The 21284-nt window shown below is 39.3% G+C and carries 20 protein-coding genes and 1 riboswitch; of the genes, 11 read left to right on the top strand and 9 right to left on the bottom strand.

The features are described from left to right. The first annotated feature begins 23 nt into the window (after positions 1-23). Positions 24-248, top strand: a complete 225-nt coding sequence (locus O0236_RS01545; protein WP_329608895.1) for a hypothetical protein — start codon at positions 24-26, stop codon at positions 246-248. A 57-nt stretch (positions 249-305) separates the two neighbouring features. On the opposite strand, the gene dapF is transcribed toward O0236_RS01545, so the two are convergent. Both dapF and O0236_RS01555 read right to left on the bottom strand, forming a co-directional pair. Then, positions 306-1283 (bottom strand): diaminopimelate epimerase, encoded by a 978-nt coding sequence (dapF, locus tag O0236_RS01550; RefSeq protein WP_268912423.1) that lies wholly within the window; start codon positions 1281-1283, stop codon positions 306-308. Next, positions 1280-2653, bottom strand: coding sequence for an aspartate kinase (locus O0236_RS01555; RefSeq protein WP_268912424.1), 1374 nt, complete (start codon positions 2651-2653; stop codon positions 1280-1282). The genes dapF and O0236_RS01555 overlap by 4 nt, the downstream gene beginning before the upstream one ends. Before the next feature lie 208 nt (positions 2654-2861). Next, positions 2862-3043, top strand: a riboswitch (Lysine riboswitch). Positions 3044-3150: 107 nt separating this feature from the next. Between O0236_RS01555 and lysA the strand changes: the two genes are divergently transcribed. From lysA to O0236_RS01595, 8 genes are all read left to right on the top strand, one after another. After that, positions 3151-4458, top strand: a complete 1308-nt coding sequence (lysA, locus tag O0236_RS01560; protein WP_268912425.1) for a diaminopimelate decarboxylase — start codon at positions 3151-3153, stop codon at positions 4456-4458. A 15-nt stretch (positions 4459-4473) separates the two neighbouring features. Then, positions 4474-5184 (top strand): 2,3,4,5-tetrahydropyridine-2,6-dicarboxylate N-acetyltransferase, encoded by a 711-nt coding sequence (gene dapD, locus O0236_RS01565; protein ID WP_268912426.1) that lies wholly within the window; start codon positions 4474-4476, stop codon positions 5182-5184. A 4-nt stretch (positions 5185-5188) separates the two neighbouring features. Continuing rightward, the gene (locus O0236_RS01570) at positions 5189-6343 is read left to right on the top strand and encodes an N-acetyldiaminopimelate deacetylase (protein ID WP_268912427.1); all 1155 of its coding nucleotides are present in this window, start codon (positions 5189-5191) and stop codon (positions 6341-6343) included. Positions 6344-6360: 17 nt separating this feature from the next. After that, positions 6361-7245, top strand: a complete 885-nt coding sequence (dapA, locus tag O0236_RS01575; protein ID WP_268912428.1) for a 4-hydroxy-tetrahydrodipicolinate synthase — start codon at positions 6361-6363, stop codon at positions 7243-7245. Between the two features lie 17 nt (positions 7246-7262). After that, the gene (gene dapB, locus O0236_RS01580; protein ID WP_268912429.1) at positions 7263-8039 is read left to right on the top strand and encodes a 4-hydroxy-tetrahydrodipicolinate reductase; all 777 of its coding nucleotides are present in this window, start codon (positions 7263-7265) and stop codon (positions 8037-8039) included. 15 nt (positions 8040-8054) lie between these two features. Further along, positions 8055-9239: an aminotransferase class I/II-fold pyridoxal phosphate-dependent enzyme gene (locus O0236_RS01585; protein ID WP_268912430.1), complete on the top strand. Its 1185-nt coding sequence runs from the start codon at positions 8055-8057 to the stop codon at positions 9237-9239. Positions 9240-9256: 17 nt separating this feature from the next. Beyond that, complete coding sequence (locus tag O0236_RS01590; protein WP_268912431.1) at positions 9257-10342, top strand: aspartate-semialdehyde dehydrogenase; 1086 nt, start codon at positions 9257-9259, stop codon at positions 10340-10342. 138 nt (positions 10343-10480) lie between these two features. Next, positions 10481-13192 carry an HAD-IC family P-type ATPase gene (locus O0236_RS01595; RefSeq protein ID WP_268912432.1) on the top strand — a complete coding sequence of 904 codons (2712 nt, stop codon included), beginning with the start codon at positions 10481-10483 and terminating at the stop codon, positions 13190-13192. Between the two features lie 51 nt (positions 13193-13243). On the opposite strand, the gene O0236_RS01600 is transcribed toward O0236_RS01595, so the two are convergent. From O0236_RS01600 to O0236_RS01630, 7 genes are all read right to left on the bottom strand, one after another. Further along, entirely contained in the window at positions 13244-14245 is a 1002-nt protein-coding gene (locus tag O0236_RS01600; RefSeq protein ID WP_268912433.1) for an acyltransferase family protein, read from the bottom strand. A 220-nt stretch (positions 14246-14465) separates the two neighbouring features. Continuing rightward, entirely contained in the window at positions 14466-14792 is a 327-nt protein-coding gene (locus O0236_RS01605) for a hypothetical protein (protein ID WP_268912434.1), read from the bottom strand. Between the two features lie 48 nt (positions 14793-14840). Beyond that, positions 14841-15911 carry an ABC transporter substrate-binding protein gene (locus O0236_RS01610; protein ID WP_268912435.1) on the bottom strand — a complete coding sequence of 357 codons (1071 nt, stop codon included), beginning with the start codon at positions 15909-15911 and terminating at the stop codon, positions 14841-14843. Beyond that, positions 15911-16732: an ABC transporter permease gene (locus O0236_RS01615; protein WP_268912436.1), complete on the bottom strand. Its 822-nt coding sequence runs from the start codon at positions 16730-16732 to the stop codon at positions 15911-15913. The genes O0236_RS01610 and O0236_RS01615 overlap by 1 nt, the downstream gene beginning before the upstream one ends. After that, a complete protein-coding gene (locus O0236_RS01620) occupies positions 16729-17544 on the bottom strand; it encodes an ABC transporter permease (protein ID WP_268912437.1) in 816 nt (271 codons plus the stop codon). Before O0236_RS01620 ends, O0236_RS01615 begins: the two co-directional genes overlap by 4 nt. Positions 17545-17548: 4 nt before the next feature. Further along, positions 17549-18643: an ABC transporter ATP-binding protein gene (locus tag O0236_RS01625; protein WP_268912438.1), complete on the bottom strand. Its 1095-nt coding sequence runs from the start codon at positions 18641-18643 to the stop codon at positions 17549-17551. Positions 18644-18666: 23 nt separating this feature from the next. Beyond that, a complete protein-coding gene (locus O0236_RS01630) occupies positions 18667-19038 on the bottom strand; it encodes a hypothetical protein (protein WP_268912439.1) in 372 nt (123 codons plus the stop codon). Positions 19039-19121: 83 nt separating this feature from the next. Between O0236_RS01630 and O0236_RS01635 the strand changes: the two genes are divergently transcribed. Together O0236_RS01635 and O0236_RS01640 are read left to right on the top strand one after the other, a co-directional pair. Next, positions 19122-20096, top strand: a complete 975-nt coding sequence (locus tag O0236_RS01635) for an asparaginase (RefSeq protein WP_268912440.1) — start codon at positions 19122-19124, stop codon at positions 20094-20096. Positions 20097-20118: 22 nt separating this feature from the next. Then, entirely contained in the window at positions 20119-21282 is a 1164-nt protein-coding gene (locus O0236_RS01640; RefSeq protein WP_268912441.1) for a hypothetical protein, read from the top strand. Positions 21283-21284: the final 2 nt, after the last annotated feature.

The following is a 21284-nucleotide window of genomic DNA, read 5'->3' on the forward strand; positions in this document are numbered from 1 at the left end:
TAGTTATCAAAGATGAATAGGACGTGTTAACGATTATTAATGAATCAAAATTAGCAGCCGTCGTGGATGTTTATGCCCGATATAACGTTGCTATTGAAACAGAGGGTATGAAAATTACCAGCATTAATCATCATGAGGTGGATTTTGATGCTGCCACATATATGCAGGATCAGTTGATTGAATTGATTGCTAAAGTACTTGCGCATCAGTTGATCAAAGAGGTTTTTGATCAAGAATATGGTAACTAAAAAAACTGCTACTCCCCATTTTATGAGGAATAGCAGTTTTTATTATTCAATAATAGTTTAGATGGTGGCAACAAAAGCCTCATAGGCTGACTGTTCACCAGTTTCTGCTGGTTGAGCGCTAGTTAATTGATTATTGTGAAGGTCATTTTCGTCAATTGTAACGGTGTGCGTTACTGTCGCATTGCCTATCAAATCGATAGAGTAATTACTATCCGAAAGTTGATGAACACGGGTTTTGACCATCCCACCAGGATTTGTAACCGTGATTTCTTGTTCAAAGTTCGCCATATCTGGGTGATTCAAACAGAATGCCAAACTAGTTGCGGACATTCCAGTTCCACAGGCATTTGTGAACCCAACACCCCGTTCAAATGTTCTAACGAACAACGAATTGTGATCAATAATCCTAGCATAACTGACGTTGACTCCGTCATAAAAATATTGATTTTCAGAATTCAACTCCGAGCCAATCTTGCTTAGCGAATCAGAATCCATGACATCTTCAGAAACGAAACTGATTAAGTGTGGATTTGGCACTGCAATGGCAGTGAATTTTAGAGTATCGTCAAATTCCGGCACGGTTTGATCAATCAAAGTATCGGTATTTAGATTACTAAAAGGTAATGATTCTCTGTTGAATGAGACCGGAGAAATTTCCACACTAAAAGTTGGAACGCCATCGGCAAAATTGTTTTCTTGGCTGACATGTAGATCAGCGTCTTGAGTCTCAACTTTAAATTTAGTCTGGCCGAACTTTTCGGATAAGTATCGACTGACAGTTCGCAAACCGTTACCACACATTGATGCAATACTTCCGTCAGTATTGATAACTTGCATACTTCCGAGGCATTCTTCGTGATTGCTTCGGTCAACCACAAGTAATCCATCAGCACCGCCTAATAATCCTTGCTGATCATCGGTAATGTGGCGTGCAAAATCAATTAATTCAGTTTGTCTTAATGGCTGGTTTAATTCAGTCTGGTCCAATAAGAAAAACGTATTCATTGAGCCATGTACTTTTTGTAATTGAGTCATTGGAGCACCTCCGATTTGGTCAGAAAAAAATTATTGTAAATTTCTTTGATTGCTTCGTTTGCATCATGTTCGCGAACACCAATCATGATTGAGATTCGTGACGCTCCTTGGTTGATCATATGGACAGCGATATTATTCTCCGCTAAAGGTCTGATGATGTTGTCAATCGTACCAATTCTGGCTCGCATTCCTTCGCCAACGACCATGATAATTGCGTAGTCATCGATCCATTCCATAACATCAGGAGAAACTTCGTCACGAATATCCGCACACATTTTTTTTATGGTCTGGTTATCAAGTTGGCTGTTGTCAAAAATGATTGTTAAATCATCAATTCCGGAAGGCATGTGTTCATACGACACGTTATATTTGAACAGAATATTTAATATTTTTCTGGTGAAACCTGCTTCTTTATTAAGCAAGTAACGGTGAAGATACAAGGCTGCAAAACGATTTGACGCCGTAATTCCAGTGACTGGCAATTTCACTTCCAGTTCATCTTCAGGAACAATCAAAGTCCCGTCGGCTTCTGGATTATTGGTGTTTTTTACGTTGATGGGAACTTGGCCTTGAATGGCTGGAATAATGGCTTCGTCATTAAATACTGAAAAGCCGGCATATGATAATTCTCGCATCTCTCTGAAAGTCATCTTGCTAATGGGGGCGGGATTTTTAATGACATGTGGGTTGGCAGCAAAAATCGCATCAACATCCGTAAAGTTTTCATACAGGTCTGCATGTAATCCTCTGGCCAAAATAGAGCCAGTGATATCTGAACCACCGCGGGCAAAAGTCACAATATCACCATGTTTAGTAAAGCCAAAGAAACCAGGAAATACTAACCGTTCATTGCCGACGTTGATCTTACCTAGATTTTGGTAGGTGGATTCATCTACGGAAGCACAGTTAGGATCATCTGTCAGAATTATGCCTGCTTCACTAGGATCGATGAATTTGGCAGGGATGCCACTTTGAGTTAAGCAAGCGGCGAATAATTCAGCATTCAATCGTTCACCATGGGCTTTGAAAGCCGCCATTAAATAGTCATTATTGGGATAAGATTTGTTTGGCAGCCCAGTGATCTTAGCTCTGATTTTTGTTAATACAGATTCAGGGACACTAAACTCGTTTCCGATGGCTAAGTACCGATTAAAAATTTGGTTCTGAATATCTGTGTAAGGTGCTTTAACCATTACTTTTTTGGCATATGTAATTAATAAATCAGTTACTTTGATATCATCCGAGAATCTCTTACCAGGTGCAGAGGTAACTACAATTTGACGATTTTCGTCACTGGAAATGATATCAATAACTTTTCGGACATGAGCTGCATCTGCCAGCGAACTGCCCCCAAACTTAACGACTTTCATATGGCTTTATTCTCCTTTTTGAATATTTAAGATAAATATTTGAAATTATTAAGGAGAATTCTAGCATTTCTAATTTAATTATCAACTCAAATATATCAAAGAATGCTGCTGTATTTGGCCTATTAAGTAGATAAAAGAAAATTTTCAGGAATTAATAAAAATTCATGGTTGACGAATTATGAGTTTTATTATAGAATTTTAATAATTTAAAAAGTATAGAGGTTGCAACCAACAACAGTAATTAGTGGAGCTACTACTTTAGCTACGAAGCTAGTGAAAGGGGCGGTTGCCGAAGCTCTAAGTCAAGTGGGACTTAGTAGGCTGGGTCATAGTCTAATAGACTATGGACTGTCGTAGCAGATACGTCGGCTACGGGGCGCTATCAACATAATGATAAAAGAATGCATAATTTCTTAGGTCTTTTTGTTTTGTAGCGTAAACAAAAAGATCTTTTTTTGTACCCTGAAGCCATAAAAATACACATTTGGAGGTTAATCATGGCAGAACAAACGCAAGCATTTCAAATTAATAATCAGGGTCATTTAGAAATTGGTGGTGTCGATTCGTTAGAATTAGCCCATCAATTTGGCACACCTTTAGTAGCTTATGATGTTTCAGCAATTCGTAATCAGATTCGTCATTTTCAATCTGTATTTGAACAAAATCACGTGGATTACGCAGTAAGTTATGCCAGCAAAGCATTTGCCTCCATCGCAATGTTTCAGTTAGTCAATCAAGAGGGCGGGCATATCGATGTTGTCTCAGGGGGTGAACTTTATACCGCTATTAAGGCAGGATTCCCAATGGACCATGTTAGTTTTCACGGTAATAACAAATCTTTTGCAGAATTAACGATGGCAGTTGAGCAACAAGTTGGCGTGATAATCTTAGATAATTTTCATGAGATCGAACTGTTGCAAGAGGTTTTGCAACAACAGCACCAACATATCAATGTCATGTTGAGAGTGACGCCGGGCGTTTCGGCTCATACTCATGAATATGATCAAACTGGTCAAGTAGACAGTAAGTTTGGCTTTGATATCCAAAGCGGACAGGCCTTTGAAGCATTGGAAAAGGTGTTAACAATTGATTCGATGAACATGCTGGGTATCCACGCTCACATCGGTTCACAAATCTTTGAAGTGAACGGTTTTGAGATGGCTGCTAATAAATTAATCGATACGTTGGCAGAATGGAATGAAAGAATTGGCTATCAAGCTAAGGTATTGAATGTTGGTGGTGGATTTGGAATTCGTTACACACAAGAAGATGACCCAATTGCCCCAGAAGAATTCGTTGATGCGATTGTTAAGACAGTCAAATCTGAAACGAGTGAAAAAGGTATCGCCACTCCAGCAATTTGGATTGAACCTGGCAGATCGATCGTTGGGCCGGCTGGTTACAATCTCTACACTGTTGGTTCAAGAAAAGACGTTCCTGGAATTCGTTCATATGTCACCGTTGACGGTGGGATGGGGGACAATATTAGACCAGCACTTTATCAGGCTGACTATGAAGCGGTTTTAGCAAGTAATCCAACCTCACCAATCAGTGAGACAGTTCGGATCGCAGGTAAATATTGTGAATCAGGCGACATCTTGATTAAAGAGCAAGCACTACCAGCGACTAAGCCCGGCGATGTGTTAGCGATGTTAGCAACTGGAGCTTACGGATATTCGATGGCTTCAAATTATAATCGTAATCCGAGACTAGCCGTCGTCTTTTGTGAAGATGGAGAGGCAAAATTAGTAATTCGCCGTGAGACATATGATGACTTAATTAGTCATGACCTAAGTATTGAATAAGGAGCTTTATATATTATGGAAGAAATGAGTGCACAAGAAATCATTGAATACATCGGTAATGCTGATAAACAAACGCCGGTAAAGGTTTTTATCAAAGGAAATATGTCTAATTTAACTAACACAAATGCGATTAAGACATTTTTGGATGCTCATACAGGAATTTTATTTGGTAACTGGCAGGACGTTGAACCATTTCTTAAAGAAAATGCTTCGGTAATTGAAGATTATGTAATTGAAAATGATGCCCGCAATTCTGCAGTCCCACTACTTGATTTGAAACAAATTAATGCTCGCATCGAACCGGGGGCAATCATCCGCGATAAAGTAACGATCGGAGATAATGCAGTTATCATGATGGGTGCCATTATCAATATTGGCGCCGAAATCGGTGCAGACTCCATGATTGATATGGGCGTGGTATTAGGTGGCCGAGCAATTGTTGGTAAACATTCTCATATTGGAGCCGGTGCTGTGTTGGCCGGAGTTATCGAACCAGCATCTGCTAAGCCAGTTCAAGTTGATGACAATGTCTTGATTGGTGCAAATGCCGTCGTTATCGAAGGCGTTCACGTTGGTGAAGGAGCTGTTGTAGCGGCCGGATCTATCGTTACTTCAGATGTCGCACCACATACAATGGTTGCTGGTGTGCCAGCAAGAAAAATTAAAGATGTTGATGACAAAACAGTTAGCAAAACGAGTCTTGAAGATGATTTAAGAAAGCTGTGATCAAATGAGTCAGTTAACAAATGATGAACTAATTCAAATTAGAAGGCATCTTCATCAGATTCCAGAGTTAGCGATGCACGAGGTGCAAACTCGCGACTATTTAATAGAAGTAATTAGTCAGATGAATCTCGAATATGCTGAAATTAGAGATCAAATAGCCACTTTACCCACAGCTATTTTAGTCAGGGTCAATGGCAGTGATCCGCTTCGAACGATTGGGTATCGAACGGACATCGATGCGTTACCTGTTGATGAACAGACAGGACTTGCATACGCTTCACAGCATCCCCACGTAATGCACGCCTGTGGCCATGATGTACATATGACGGTGGCGTTAGGAGTTTTGAACCACTTTCTGGAACACCGTCCAAAAGACAATTTAGTTTTCTTCTTTCAACCGGCTGAAGAAAGTCAAAACGGTGGCAAAGTTGCCTTTGAACAAGGATTATTTGAAGGTAAATGGCGACCTGATGAGTTTTATGGATTGCATGACAATCCGGACTTACCAGCTGGTTCGATTGGATGTCGAATGGGAACTTTATTTGCTGGCACCACCGAAGTGAATGTTGATTTTCGAGGAAAAAGTGGTCACGCTGCCTTTCCTCAAGATGCTAACGATATGGTAGTAGCGGCATCTCAATTCATTAATCAAGTGCAGACTATTATTTCTCGAAGTATTAATCCAATTGAGAGCGGAGTCATCACTTTCGGATTGATGCAAGCTGGAACAATCAGAAATGTAATTTCGGGAAGCGCTCGACTAGAAGGGACGATTCGCGGATTAACTCAGGTTATGATCGAACGAATTATTGAAAGACTTAAGCAGGTAGCTGCAGGTATAGCTAGCAGTTATGACTGTGATGTTGATATCCAGTTTAATCAGGGCGGTTATCTTCCGGTAGAAAACAATCCGGAATTGACTAAAAGATTAATTGATTTTTTCACTCAAGATGACGGAACTCAGTTCATTGAAACAGAACCAGCGATGACCGGAGAAGACTTTGGCTACTTACTAGCAAAATTTCCTGGAACAATGTTTTGGTTAGGAGTGAATGATGATTCACAACTGCATTCCGCAACGTTTAAACCGGATGAAGCCGCAATTAGTAAGGGAATTAGTTCAATCAACAGCTTTTTAGAATACCGAATGACAAATTAGAAAGTAGGTAATTAAATATGATAGATGCAGATATTATGACCGCAATCGTAACGCCTTTTGGAAGAGATGGCTCAATCGATTATGAAGCACTAGAGAGATTAACTAACCATTTGATACACACCGGAAGTAAGGGGTTTGTTATTGGTGGAACAACTGGTGAAACTCCAACTTTGAGTCATGATGAAAAGATCAGACTCTACACTAGATTCACTCAAATCGTTAACGGTCGGGCAATTATTATTGCCGGAACAGGTAGCAATAGTACTCAAGAAACTATTGACTTCACTCATGAAGTTAGTGAGATTGCGGGCATTGATTACGCATTGGTAGTGGTTCCTTACTACAACAAACCAAACCAACGAGGTATGATGGCTCATTTTGAAGCAGTTGCTGAAGAATCCGATGTGCCAATTATTATCTACAACATCCCTGGCCGAACCGGTGTCGAGATGTCAGTGGATACGGTCGTCACATTAGCTGATAATCCTAATATTGCAGGTGTTAAGCAATGTACTTCAATTGAAGATTTAGAGTACTTGGTTGAAAACACGCGAAACTTTAATGTTTATACCGGTGAAGATGTTCAAGCACTATCGGCAAAAGTAATTGGTGCCAATGGTGTGATCTCAGTTGCTAGTCACATCTACGGTAATGAAATGCGAGAAATGTATGATGACCTTGAGAACGGTGATTTTGTCGCTGCTGGAAATATCATGCGTCAGTTGGCACCAAAGATGCAGGCATTATTTATGTATCCTTCACCATCACCAGTCAAAGCAGTTTTAAATGCGACAGGTTATGGAGTCGGTGGATGTCGCTTACCAATTTTGCCATTAAATGATGAGGAGAAGCAGGTATTAGCTCGTCATTTAGCCATGGCTGAAACGGCACTGATCAATTAGAAATAAGGAGTAATTTAATGATTAAGGTAATAGTTGCTGGATTTATGGGGTCAATGGGTCAAAAGACTGTTGAAATGATCAAACAAACGGATGATTTTCAACTAGTTGCTGGTTTAGGCCCACACGCTCAAGAAATTGATAAAAGTGAATATCATTTAGCAGATGATGTGCAGGTGTTTGATCAACTTAATAAAGTCGAGACTGATGCGGATGTGTGGGTCGATTTTACTCTGCCAAATTCAGCATTTGAAAACGTTAAGTTTGCGATTGAACACGGAATTCATCCAGTAGTCGGCACTTCAGGAATGTCCGATGCTCACTTGACCGAATTGACTCAATTGGCGGCAGAAAAACATGTCGGTGGATTAATCGCACCTAACTTCGGCTTATCTGCAGTTTTATTGATGAAATTTGCTCAAGAAGCGGCAAAATACTTTCCTGACGCTGAAGTTATTGAAATGCACCATGAAGATAAGTTGGATGCTCCATCAGGAACAGCAATCAGCACCGCTAAAATGATTGCCGAAGCTAGAGAGCAAAATCCCAGTGCTTCAAAAACCGAAGCAACAATTGATGGTGCACGAGGCGGGGATGTTGAAGGGGTTCCAGTACATTCGGTCAGACTCCCAGGCTACGTTGCACACGAACAAGTTTTATTTGGGGGTTCTGGAGAGGCACTTACTATTAGACAGGATTCGTTCGACCGTTCTTCATTCATGAGTGGTGTGAAAATAGCCATACCAGCAGTAATTAAGGAAACATCGTTGATGATTGGATTAGAAAATATATTGTAAATGCGGGGTAATAAAATGCCAGTATTAGATGAGAAATTAAGCAATGTTGTGAACCGAAGAGTGGCTGCAGTAGCGCCATCCGGAATTCGGGAATTTGATCAAAAGATTTCAGCAATTCCTGGAATAGTTAAATTAACTATTGGTGAACCAGATTTTGATGTTCCTGAACACGTTAAGAATGCTGCAGTTAAAAGTATTCAGGAAAATGAGTCCCACTACTCTGCTCAAAAAGGCATTGTGGAGCTTCGAAATGCAATCAGTCAGTATCTTAAAAAAGTAACGAGCATTACATATGATCCAGAAACAGAAGTGATTACTACGATTGGTGCTACTGAAGCCATCTATACTGCACTAACGACAGTTTTAAATCCTGGTGATAAGGTAATTGTACCGACACCAGCATTTGCATTGTATTTTCCAATTATTAGTCTAGCTGGTGCCGAGATTATCACTATCGACACATCAGACGATGATTTTGTGTTAACACCGGAAAAATTACAGGCAGCCTTAGACGAAAACGGTGACCAAGTTAAGGCTATCATTTTGAATTATCCAACGAACCCAACTGGAGTTGAGTATTCAAGAAATCAGCTTCAAGCATTAGCTGATATCATTTCACAACATCCAATGTATGTAATTGCGGATGAAATCTACAATGAATTAACTTATGGTGTTGAGCATACTTCAATTGCTTCAATGATTCCTGGTCAGACGATCGTGATTAACGGGCTGTCAAAGTCACACGCAATGACGGGTTATCGAATCGGCTACATTGCCGCACCTGAACAAATCGTTAAGCAGGCGACTAAAACCCACGCTTTTGTAGTCACATCACCATCTAACCCAGCACAGTATGCAGCCGCCGAAGCCTTAACGAATGGATTAGCTGATCCGAGTGAAATGAAACAAACTTATGAACGTCGATTAAGATATGTTTCTGGAAGATTAAGCGAGATGGGATTTGAAGTGGTTAATCCACAAGGTGCATTTTATATATTCGTGAAGATACCGGCGACTGCTAATCCAAATTCAGTTTTATTTGCCACAGAATTGGCTGAACAAGCTGGTGTTGGTGTCACTCCAGGCGCCGCTTTTGGCCCCGGTGGAGAAGGTTATATTCGGTTATCGTACGTAGCGTCAGATGAAAAACTTCAATTAGCTATGGACCGCATGGCGCAATATTTACAAGTTCTACAATAGATAAGGGGGATAATACAATGACAACAGGATTTAACGTAGCAATTTTAGGAGCAACTGGAGCAGTCGGAACTCGATTAATTTCACAGCTTGAACAATCAACGATTCCAATCAAGCACGTAAAGTTATTGGCTTCCGCTCGTTCAGCCGGTAAGAGGCTTAAGTTTAAAGGCCAAGATGTAATCATCGAAGAGGCTAAGCCGGAAAGCTTTGAAAACGTTGACCTAGTGCTAGCTTCTGCGGGAGGTTCTGTTTCTAAGCAATTATTACCCGAAGCTGTTAAACGTGGGGCTGTGTGCGTAGATAACACGAGTGCTTTTAGAATGGATCCACAGGTTCCTTTGGTAGTTCCAGAGGTTAATGCTGATGAGTTAGCTAATCATAAAGGAATTATTGCTAACCCTAATTGTTCAACTATTCAAATGGTTGTGGCCCTTGAACCCATTAGACAGCGATTCGGTTTAAAACAAGTCATCGTTTCGACCTACCAAGCAGTTTCAGGTGCTGGACAATCAGCCTTAAATGAATTAATGGATGAAAGCCAACAAGTTATTGATGGTCAACCAACAGACCCAGAAATTTTGCCAACCAAGGGTGATAAAAAACATTATCAAATGGCATTTAACCTTCTTCCCCAAATCGATGTTTTTGAAGATGATGGTTACACTCACGAAGAATGGAAGATGATTCATGAGACCAAGAAAATTATGCTAAATGATATGAATGCTAAAGGCATCAAGGTTACCGCAACCTGTGTTAGAGTGCCAATCAGAATTGGTCATGGAGAATCAGTTTATTTTGAGGTAGTAGATAAACACGCGACCGCTGATCAGATTCGACAAATATTAGCTAATTCGGCAGGCATCGTGGTTCAAGATGATCCTAGCCAACAATTATATCCACAATCAATCGTAGCCGAAGGCAGCCGCGAGACGTATGTTGGTCGACTTAGACCAGATTTGGAAAATGAAGGTAACTTTAATATGTGGGTGGTTTCCGATAACTTATTGAAAGGTGCAGCTTGGAACACTGTTCAAATCGCTGAAGAATTAGTTAAACGTGATTTAGTTCATGTTCCTGAATTAGCATATCAACAGAATAATTAAAATTATGGGCACCCATTTATAAGTGGGTGCCTATTTATTATGCAAATTATTAGTAATAAAGATAAATAAGTTTACCGGTTACGTCGGATTCTTTATAATTAGTGTTAACAAATAATGATTGGACAGGTGATTGATTTAATGGAAGATAGGCAAAACCCTCCTGGGGAAAATTTATGGCAATTAACCAATGAACAGTTAGCGACTAAGTTTAATTCAAACTTAGAATCAGGGTTAACTGATCAAGATGCCGAAGAACGTTTAGCTAAAAATGGGCACAATGAATTGGAGGCTAAGAAGAAAAGTAAATTCATCCAATTCTTATCACAGTTTAACAACAGTATTATTTACATTTTGATTGCTGCAGCGATCATCACATTGTTGATGCATCATTACTCAGACTCAGCGGTTATTACTGTGGTAATCATTGCCAACGCATTTATTGGCTTTTTCCAGGAAGTGCAGGCTGATAACGCCTTGACTAAGATTCGTGAATTGTTAGTTAGTCAAAATATTGTCGTTCGAGACGGTCATAAAATAGAAGTTGCCGCTCGTGACTTAGTTGTCGGTGATGTAGTTATTGTCGAGGCAGGTGACGCGATTCCTGCCGACTTAAGATTGTTTGAAGCTGACAATTTAAACATTCAAGAATCAACATTAACTGGTGAAAGTAATTCCGTTGATAAAACTGAGGATCCACTTCCATCAGATAACATTCCGTTGGCGGAACGTTCAAACATGGCGTTCGCTTCGACTGCAGTTACTCAGGGATCTGGCCGAGGAATCGTGGTGGCTACTGCCAATGACACTGAAATTGGTGGAATTCGATCAAGTGTTTCTGAAGTTAAGACCCAAGTAACGCCATTGATGACCAACCTAAACAAGTTAGGATTAGGTTTATCGATTTTCATCGTGGTTGTGGCTATATTGTTGTTTATCGTAGGTCTATTCACCAAAATTTATAGTTTACCAACATTAACTATCGCAATTATTACGATGGTCGTTGGCTCAATTCCAGAAGGATTACCAGCGTCAACCTCAGTTGTTTTAGCTGGTGGTGTGCAAACCATGACTAAACGTGGTGCAATTGTTAAAACATTGCCTGCTGTTGAGACACTGGGTGCTGTGGATATTGTTAACACTGATAAAACTGGAACATTAACCAAGAATGAAATGACAGTTACTGACGTTATTACCGATTCAGAACATTATCAAGTGACTGGAATCGGCTTTGTCGATGGGGACCAAGGGGTTCAAGGAGACGTGTTATTAAATGGTAAGCAAGTTGATTATCAAAATGATTCACAATTTGACCAATTAGTAACGATTGCCGGAACCACCACTGATGCCGAGTTGGTTAAGGATGATGGTCAATGGATTTTGACCGGTGAACCGACTGATGGAGCTTTAACCACTTTATTCCATAAGTTAAAGGGTCGTGAGCCGAAAGTCGATGAAGTCGATACTTTGCCATTTGATTCGGCTTATCGATACAGTGCGAGATTAGTAAATTATGACAATAAGCGCATCTTGATGATCAAGGGTGCACCCGGAACTATTTTTGACATGGTTGAGAAGAGCGACCCTAATTTTAATGAAACTGCTTGGAACGCTAAAGTTAATGAATTGACTAAAGATGGTTTACGAGTGGTCGCATTAGCTCAAGTAGAGAACATCGTCGGTGATGAAATCAACGATGCAATGTTTAATAATGGAGTTAAATTGGCCGGAGTCGTGGGAATTATTGACCCACCCCGTGAAGAAGTCATTCCGGCCATTCGTAATCTTCGTCAAGCTGGTGTCCGCGTTAATATGATTACAGGTGACCATCCAGACACAGCGAGTGCGATTGCTAGTCGTTTGGACCTTGATGAGAGTATTTCTGCAATCACCGGACCAGAATTAGATGATATGTCAGATGAAGAGTTACAAAGAAACATTGGTAAATACAACGTCTTTGCAAGAACGACTCCGCAAAACAAATTACGAATCGTGAAGGCTCAACAGGCTAACAAAAAAATCGTTGCGATGACTGGTGACGGAGTTAACGATGCGGCGGCCTTAAAGCAAGCCAACATTGGTATTGCGATGGGTGTTAAAGGAACTGAAGTTGCTAAGGAAGCTGCTGATATGGTTCTTGTTAGAGACGACTTTACCACCATTGTCGATGCTGTATTTGAAGGCCGGCATGTGTTTGATAACATTCGTAAAACTATTCGTTTCTTATTGCCAACTAGTTTTGCTGAAGGTCTAGTTGTTTTAATAAGTATGATCATGGGACAAGAATTACCACTTTACCCAACTCAATTACTTTGGATCAATACGGTCTCAGCATTAACGATTCAGTTTGCCTTTATCTTTGAACCTGCCGAAGATTCCATCATGAGGCGAGGTCCCCGGGATGTGAAACGAGGGATACTAAATTGGTTTGATGATATCGAAATTACCTATGTTTCGGTGTTGATCGCCATACTAGGAATTCTACTGTTTGATCACTATGTAGATGCTGGTACATTGACGCCTATCCTGGGTTCAACAATGGCAGTTAACATCATCATCTTTGGTAAAATTTTCTACTTGTTTAACATTCGTAACTCGTATCCGATCTTTTCAAAACACTTCTTTGAAAATAAGGCTGCGTTTGTGATTATTGGGATTTTAATTGTTATGCAGTTAGTATTAATATATGTCCCATTCATGCAAAAGATTTTCCATACCGCAAATATTAACTTGTTCTACGGTTGGTTAGTGCCAATCTTTGCTGGACTAGTAGTTCTAGTAGTAACGGAAATCGTAAAACTATTAAGAATGGCTTACTCTCGCAAAACAGGCCAAGTAACTGGAATTAAATAGTTTAAAAAAATAAAAAGCAGTGATAACTAATTAAAGTTATCATTGCTTTTTTTACGTAATTTGAAGATAAGGGTGCTGTTGTCTGTGAACGTTTAGCGCTGAAGCTATCATCAATGGCACGATGATAGCTATAACAACCTTAATGATCAAATTATCAACATTGGCCAAGTTGCATAAGTCTAGTACGACTTTATGCAAGTACATAATGATCATGGTATGTTGTCCAATAAATGGCATGATAATCGTTTGCGGTATTTTAGTAATCATGACTGCTATGGCAATCACAGAAAATGATAAGATCAGTGGCACAAATATTATTAGTAAGCCATTGAATTTTGGAAACGATGATTCAATGAGGTGTGATTTCATTGAGAATTTGAAACGCAGATCAGTCGTTAACCTCAAAGTAATTAGGGCCACACTCATACCTATAAGTCCTGCACTAGCAAAGGGATTTTGAATCCAGCGCCAGTTTGTGTGAAAGAATAGGTAACCGATATAAGTATAAAAGGTTGCTATTAACACACCGTCTAAGTTCCAAGGAAGCATCGTGAATCCCTGAATCTGTACTGGAATTTGGCCATAAGATGCGCCTAAAAGAATTCCCGCTGTGACAATTGTCAACTGTAATAGCCGAGGTTTCACTACAGTTATTAAAACGGTAACGACTGTAATAGAAAGCAAATAGACATTAATGAACCAAAAAGTGGTGGTGTAATTATTTAAAGTTCGGCCACCAATTAATAAATTAGGCAGTGTATCAATTAAGTATTGCAGATTTTTTTCATGAATCAGGCCATACAACAAAATCATGATGATTCCAGTCATGAAGTAAATGATTAAATCGAGTTTTATTTTTTTATTGAAGAAAGATTTCCATTTAGTTGAATCGATTGGTTTTAAAAAGAAACCAGCGAGGATAAAGAAGAAGGGCATGTGCCACCAATAGATAATCTGGCTAGTGGTTCCACTAACTAAAGCGTGGCCCCATACAACGGCAATGATTCCAAATGCTTTTGCGATATCGATCCATTCAATGCGTTTTTTAGTCATATTTTAGTGATCACCCCTGTTTAATAAATTTGTTGTTAAATTTTTATTTCTGAATCTAGATTAACAACCTGAGCTTAATCAAAGCTTAAAGCGAGTTGCCAGTGTCTATGCTATTGGTTCAGATGGGTGGTGGTCAAAAAATACGCCTAAAGGACGGTTTTGGTTGCATAATAAAAACCCAGCTAGGATAAAACTAGCTGGGTCTATTAAGTAAATTAAATTAGTCAGTTCGCCATTTTTCGAAGAAGGCGATGTGACCGCCTAAATAATGAATTGCATCTTTGGTAAGAGTGTTGGCTTGCCGTTTAAGTTCTTCATCAGTAATATCCAAATTAGTATCGCGAATGTGGCCCATGCCAATGTCGTAAAATTTATTGACGCGGCCGTAACCATCGTCTTTGAACAATGTATCAAGTTGGTTGAGATCGTCCTTTGCGGCATCATAAACAATCTGTGAAACATTGTCATCGGGATTTAGGATAGTTGCTGCATAAGTAATCAAAAATTCATCCATATCGAGAATAATTTCCTGGTCAGTTTTTGCCATAATCTTCACCTCATATATAGTGTAACGCTGAATAATCGACTTGACCAATTAGTGATGCATTTTAAATTCAAGATATAGGTCATTGTATTGTTCAACCTTTTGTGGACTTAAGTTTTTATAAACTTGCAGTCGTTTCAGCACCGAATCTTTAGGGTAGAACTGCTGATCAGCTTGAGTTGCTTTGGGTAATAAATGATAAGCAGCCGTATTAGGAGTTGAATAACCAATGTATTCAGCGTTTTGAGCTGCATTTTGTGGTTGTGACATGAAGTTCAAGAATTTGTAGATGGCCTTGAAGTGTTTAGCCGTCTTCGGAATAACTAAGTTATCGAACCACATGTTACTGCCCTCAGTTGGCACAACATAGTGTAGATGAGAGTTTTGACTCATCATTTCTGCAGCTTCACCCGACCAGTCTACTGCTAAAGGCGCTTCGCCATCTGCCATATACATTTTAATTTCATCAGCGACAATGGCTTTTACATTTGGCGATAGGCGAACCAAACGGTTTTTGGCGCTGAGTAATTGCTGGGTATTGGTTATGTTAACTGAATTACCGTCAGCAATCAATGACATCCCCATAATATCCCTTGCAGAGTCGATCAACATTATCTGATCACGATATTTTCGATTCCATAATTGGTTCCAATGCTTGATAGAACCAGGTTTAATATATTGATCATTGTAGATAATTCCTAAAGTTCCCCAAAAATATGGTAGGGAATACTTATTACCAGGATCAAAGCTCTTATTGAGGTAAGCTGATCCATAGTTGTTCATTCCAGTTAATTTGGACTTGTCGATTGGCAATAATAGGTGACTTTGCTTCATTTTAGCTACCATATAATCACTAGGCACGGTGATGTCATAACTAGTCCCACCTTGTTGGACTTTTGTGTACATAGCTTCATTGCTATCGAATGTTTCGACGTTCACGTGATAGCCAGTTTCTTTTTGAAATTTAGCAATCAGTGCTGGATCGATATAATCTCCCCAATTATATAAGTTGAGGACTTTGTCACCAGTATCGCCGGAAGACTTCTGCAGAGCATCACTACCCGTTGCCAAGCCCAGACAAATCAATAAAATTCCTGCTGCAACAATTAAAAGTCTTTTCATTAGTGTCTTTCCTCCAATCGACGTTTCTTTTTAGAGGACCCACTTTGATTTTGGTGTTCAATGAAATAGTAAGCGACTACGAGAATCAATGAGAAGATAAACATGATCCCTGACAATGCATTGATCTCTAAGTCGATACCTTGACGAGCCCGAGAATAGATCTCCACAGATAAGGTAGTAAAGCCATTTCCAGTAACAAAGAAAGTTACCGCAAAGTCATCCAGTGAATATGTAATCGCCATAAAGAATCCAGAGATAATTCCCGGTTGGATAAAGGGAATAACGATATCTGATAAGATTTGGCTTTGGCTGGCACCAAGGTCTTTAGCTGCATTAATTAATGAGGGGCTCATTTCATTTAGTCTTGGTAACACCATTAATAAGACGATTGGAATTTCAAAAGCAATATGACTTAGGAGGACGGACCAGAATCCAAGAGGGATGCTGAGTGCTGTAAAAAAGATCAAGAAACTAGCACCGATAATTACATCTGGAGATACCAGTAAGATGCTGTTTAGTGATAGCAAAACCTGCTTAGTTCGCCGCCGTTTAGCATTGCTAATGTTGAATGCCCCAATGGTTCCGATAACCGTGGAAATTAGTGAGGATAGTAGCGCGATTAAAATAGTGTTTAAAAATATTGCCAGCATCCGTTTGTCAGCAAATAAGTCCTGGTAATGTCTTAGAGTAAAACCATGGAAGTTATCCATAGTAGTTCCAGTGGAAAAGGAATAGACAATCAAATAAATAATTGGAATATATAGCAATAAGAAAATGACGATTAAATAGAGTCTACCAAACTTAGAGGATTTAGAATTCACTTGATTGGCCCCCTTCGTTTGCGCCGATTACTGGTGAAGAACATGACGATGGCCATTGAGATAATCAATACCACACCAATGGTTGAACCCATTCCCCAATTCATCGTGGTTAAAAAGTGCTCTTCGACAGCAGTTCCCAACGTAATGATTTTGTTACCACCAATCAATCTTGAAAGCATGAATAGTGATAGTGAAGGAATAAATACAATTTGAATCCCTGATTGGATTCCTGGTTTAGTTAAGGGCAAGATTACTTTCATAAAGGTTTGCGCCGATGTTGCTCCTAAATCTCTACTTGCTCGAATATATGAATCATTAATATCTAGCAGGGAGTTATAGATCGGTAAGATCATAAATGGAATCTGAATATAAGCTGCCACGAGAATAAAGCTAGTATTGGTAAATAACATGTGGTGAACGCCTAGGCCTAAAAATTGTGACAGATTATTGACCAAACCATCATGACTTAGCAAGCCAATGAACGCATAGGCCTTTAATAACAAGTTGATCCAAGTAGGCAAGATGACTAGTAGTATCCACAAGTCACGATGCTTCAACTTACTAATATAGTAGGCCATTGGATAACTGATGATTAGAGTGAACAGCGTAATTAAGAAGGCATAAAAAACTGAGTTGGCGGTCATAGTCAAATAAGTGCCAGATTCAAAGAATGTCTTGTAGTTATCTAAAGTAAAATGGTGCGCGATATTAAAGAAAGAGTAGTAAAAAATCAAAGCCACCGGAGCGATTACAAATAACAATAGCCACAATGCATAGGGAGCATATAACAAACATCTTAACTTGTTATTCATCAAATCACCTCTCGTCTTCGTAGGTGTCGAGTCGTTTATCAAAGTTGGCTTCTGTTTCGTTGTATCTCATGACATGCATATCGTGAGGGCCAAAGCTAAGTCCGACTACCTTGTCATCTTCAGTCGCGTTAGTAGAGTGAATCAACCATTCGTTATCATCCTTGTCGTAAGCGATAATTTCGTAGTAGTCACCGCGGAAAAGTTGGGTGCTAACTTTAACTTGAAGTTTGCCATTTTCAGGGGATGTAATCACTAAATCTTCAGGTCGGATCACGACTTCAACGGGTTCATTTGGTCGCATCCCAGCATCGGCACATTCAAAAGTATGGCCTAAGAATTCCACTAAGTAGTCTTCAATCATTTTTCCTGGAATAATGTTACTTTCACCGATGAAATTGGCGACAAAGTGGTTGATTGGCTCATCGTAAATATCTACGGGTGAACCAGTTTGAAGAATTTCTCCTTTGTTCATCACAAAAATTTCATCGGACATGGCTAAGGCTTCTTCTTGATCATGAGTAACAAATAAGAAGGTGATTCCTAGTCGTTGTTGAAGATCACGTAATTCATACTGCATGTCCTTTCTTAACTTGGCATCTAAGGCCGACAATGGCTCATCTAATAACAATACCTTGGGTTGATTAATGATTGCCCTAGCAATGGCAATTCTTTGCTGTTGGCCTCCAGACAACTCATTGATTTCACGATCTGCATAATCTTCTAGCTGAACTAACTTAAGAGCAGCGATTACCCGATCTTTGATTTCATCTTTTGGAACTTTGGCTACAACCAGTCCAAATGCAACGTTGTCATAGACGTTCATATTTGGAAAGAGAGCGTAGTCTTGAAAAACGGTATTTAACTGACGTTTATTGGCAGGAATGTCGTTTATTCTCTTACCATCGAATAATACTTCACCGGCAGTTACTTCTGTGAACCCTGCAATAGACCTTAAAATAGTAGTTTTGCCACATCCAGATGGTCCAAGCAGGGTATAGAACTCGCCTTGTTTTAATTTGAAATTGATATTTTTAAGGGCGACAAAGCCATCATCGTACTGTTTTTGAACGCCTCTTAATTCAACGATTGCTTTTTCCAATCAAAATTCCTCCATTAATAGTATTAGTGTCGTGATGCGCGGTGACCAGAAGAACCCTTCATTTTATGAATTCGACGTTTGAATTTAGCCCGTGAGTTATTAGCAACGTAGGCAAAATGTTCCATCTTACCATTATATGCTTTACCGGATAGACGGATTGATTGCCATTTTTGCATCGCATCAACCATTGATTCAACTGAGCGCATTCGTTCAGGAATGCCTTCTTGCTCGGCGGCCTTGCGGATATCAGTGTTTAGTTGGTTTATTAGGTTAAGATGGTAATCCATTAATTCTTGGGTCAAAGGAGCATCTTTGTATTGGTTAAATAATTTCTCGATTTGACGCATTGCATCTTTAGAATTTTGGGGTTGATAATAGCGATTTGATTCAGTCATATTAATTCCTCTTTAAAATTAAAGTATCTTGTTATATTTTACGGTACAATGAGATAGATTAACAGCATGAGAGGTCTTTAAAAATGAAAACTATATTAGCGATTCACACAGGGGGCACAATTTCGATGTCCCAAAACGAAAATGGTGAGGTTGTTCAAAACAGTGCCAACCCCATCGCAGATCAACAGGTAATTTTAAACGGCAAAATTAATTTGATTACCGACGAAATGTTCAATCTTCCATCACCTCACGTTACACCCGAAGTTATGATGAAAATCAACCGACGCATCAAGCAAGCCATGGATGACGGCATTGATGGGGTGGTTATTACTCACGGAACTGACACTCTGGAAGAAACAGCTTACTTCCTAGACTTAACACTGCCTAACACGATTCCCGTTGTGTTAACTGGTGCTATGCGCTCTTCTAATGAAATTGGTTCAGATGGTTTATATAATTTTCAAAGTGCCATTAAAGTTGCAGCAGCTGATGAATCATACGGTAAGGGTGTCTTAGTCGTAATGAATGACGAAATTCATACGGCTAGATATGTTACTAAGACTCACACAACCAACGTTGCCACTTTCCGGACACCAACGTTTGGACCAATTGGTATCGTTGCTCATAGTGGCGCCAATTACTTCCAAGAACTAATCGAAACTGAGGCTGTCGAACTCGATAACGTGTTAGATAACGTCTTTTTGTTGAAGGCTTATGCTGGTATGGATGGAACATTGTTTGATGCAATTAACCAACCAACTACTAGAGGGTTAGTAATCGAAGGTTTAGGAGCCGGTAATCTACCTCCACAAACTTTACCAGCCGTTCAAAGATTGATTGCCAACGACATTCCTATCGTTTTGGTATCTAGATGTTATAATGGCGTTGCTCAAGATATCTATGACTACGAAGGTGGCGGAATCCAACTTAAACGAATGGGGCTAATTTTGTGTAAGGGTCTAAATGGCCAAAAAGCCCGTATCAAATTGTTGGTTGGATTAAGTGCTGGTAAACGAGATCAAGAATTGATCGATTTTGTTAATAATGCAGTTTCTTAATTAATTAGGTTAGAGGGATACTTTGATAAAAATATATGACACACTCCGATCAGCTCAAATCGATGAAATGCTGATCAATGTATACCAAAAACACACAGATATTGTTTATACGGGAATCATTCAGTATTTAAGCTCGAATGATTTAATTATGAACACTTACAATGACTTTGGAATCCAAGACGGTTCCGTTTATTTGAAATTATCCATAGTTTCTCAAGTAGAAACAGATAGTTACGATTTGGCAAATATGAAAGAACGAATTGCCTTTGATGAGGATAATCAAGTTGATTTGGATGAATCTGTTGATATGCCCATTAACTTATCAGACAATTTATTTGAACGAGTAATTTTGAACTTACAAAACACTAATTCTATGGGCTTGATTATCACTTTAGAGGATAATCAACTTAAATACTCAGAAGGATTGATTGAGAAATACTCTGCTGGAACAATTAGCTTCCGGGTAATCAATAAGTTCAATTTTGATAAATCAGAATTAAAATTGATCGATCTTAGTGATGTTGTCGGCATTGAATTTGCAGGTAGCGAACTGGTACTACTAGGTGATGCACTACCAATCATTCGTGGTGAAGAACACATTGAGGATCAAGTCATTAAGAATCCCGATGAATTCGTTGCAACAATCGACCATTTGCGAAAGAGTGGCGATTACTCAATCGTCACTACAGATGATGACCGAAAATATTTCTACGTAGGGGCTATCATTGCCGCTAATGCTGCCGAATTTATTATGCAAGTAGTTGATATGAGTGGCCGCTTTGGTGGATATGTATGGATGCGCTATGACGACATTGAAAAAATAGTTCTGGCATCTGATTATTTGAAGGTTATGAATAACTTTGTGACTAACAATCGAGTTAGTGGCAAGTTTGTTTTGCCGGGATTAAATGATCAACGGGCATTCGATGATAATGATAATCTGCTGGTTTATTTATTAGACCAGTCAATCAAACGACACAAGTTGATCCGGTTCCAAGTCGTTGATGGCGATGACATTATCGGTTTTCCAACCGCCATTGACAGAAGAACTGGTAAACTTGTAATTCGCTTGCTTGATTTTGATGAAGTTACTGATAGCGTCAATCAAACGATTGGGATAGAAGAAATTAAGGAAATGGCTTTCGACTATTACAAAGCTTTCCTATTAGAGAATAATATTGACTAGGG

It is taken from the genome of Lentilactobacillus sp. SPB1-3, from assembly GCF_026913205.2.
In the GTDB taxonomy this organism is placed as follows: Bacteria; Bacillota; Bacilli; order Lactobacillales; family Lactobacillaceae; genus Lentilactobacillus; species Lentilactobacillus terminaliae.

Coding starts and splice junctions, on each gene's coding strand:
- dapF (WP_268912423.1), bottom strand. CDS start 1,283: ATGACTCAATTACAAAAAGTACATGGCTCAATGAATACGTTTTTCTTA.
- O0236_RS01555 (WP_268912424.1), bottom strand. CDS start 2,653: ATGAAAGTCGTTAAGTTTGGGGGCAGTTCGCTGGCAGATGCAGCTCAT.
- lysA (WP_268912425.1), top strand. CDS start 3,151: ATGGCAGAACAAACGCAAGCATTTCAAATTAATAATCAGGGTCATTTA.
- dapD (WP_268912426.1), top strand. CDS start 4,474: ATGGAAGAAATGAGTGCACAAGAAATCATTGAATACATCGGTAATGCT.
- O0236_RS01570 (WP_268912427.1), top strand. CDS start 5,189: ATGAGTCAGTTAACAAATGATGAACTAATTCAAATTAGAAGGCATCTT.
- dapA (WP_268912428.1), top strand. CDS start 6,361: ATGATAGATGCAGATATTATGACCGCAATCGTAACGCCTTTTGGAAGA.
- dapB (WP_268912429.1), top strand. CDS start 7,263: ATGATTAAGGTAATAGTTGCTGGATTTATGGGGTCAATGGGTCAAAAG.
- O0236_RS01585 (WP_268912430.1), top strand. CDS start 8,055: ATGCCAGTATTAGATGAGAAATTAAGCAATGTTGTGAACCGAAGAGTG.
- O0236_RS01590 (WP_268912431.1), top strand. CDS start 9,257: ATGACAACAGGATTTAACGTAGCAATTTTAGGAGCAACTGGAGCAGTC.
- O0236_RS01595 (WP_268912432.1), top strand. CDS start 10,481: ATGGAAGATAGGCAAAACCCTCCTGGGGAAAATTTATGGCAATTAACC.
- O0236_RS01600 (WP_268912433.1), bottom strand. CDS start 14,245: ATGACTAAAAAACGCATTGAATGGATCGATATCGCAAAAGCATTTGGA.
- O0236_RS01605 (WP_268912434.1), bottom strand. CDS start 14,792: ATGGCAAAAACTGACCAGGAAATTATTCTCGATATGGATGAATTTTTG.
- O0236_RS01610 (WP_268912435.1), bottom strand. CDS start 15,911: ATGAAAAGACTTTTAATTGTTGCAGCAGGAATTTTATTGATTTGTCTG.
- O0236_RS01620 (WP_268912437.1), bottom strand. CDS start 17,544: ATGAATAACAAGTTAAGATGTTTGTTATATGCTCCCTATGCATTGTGG.
- O0236_RS01630 (WP_268912439.1), bottom strand. CDS start 19,038: ATGACTGAATCAAATCGCTATTATCAACCCCAAAATTCTAAAGATGCA.
- O0236_RS01635 (WP_268912440.1), top strand. CDS start 19,122: ATGAAAACTATATTAGCGATTCACACAGGGGGCACAATTTCGATGTCC.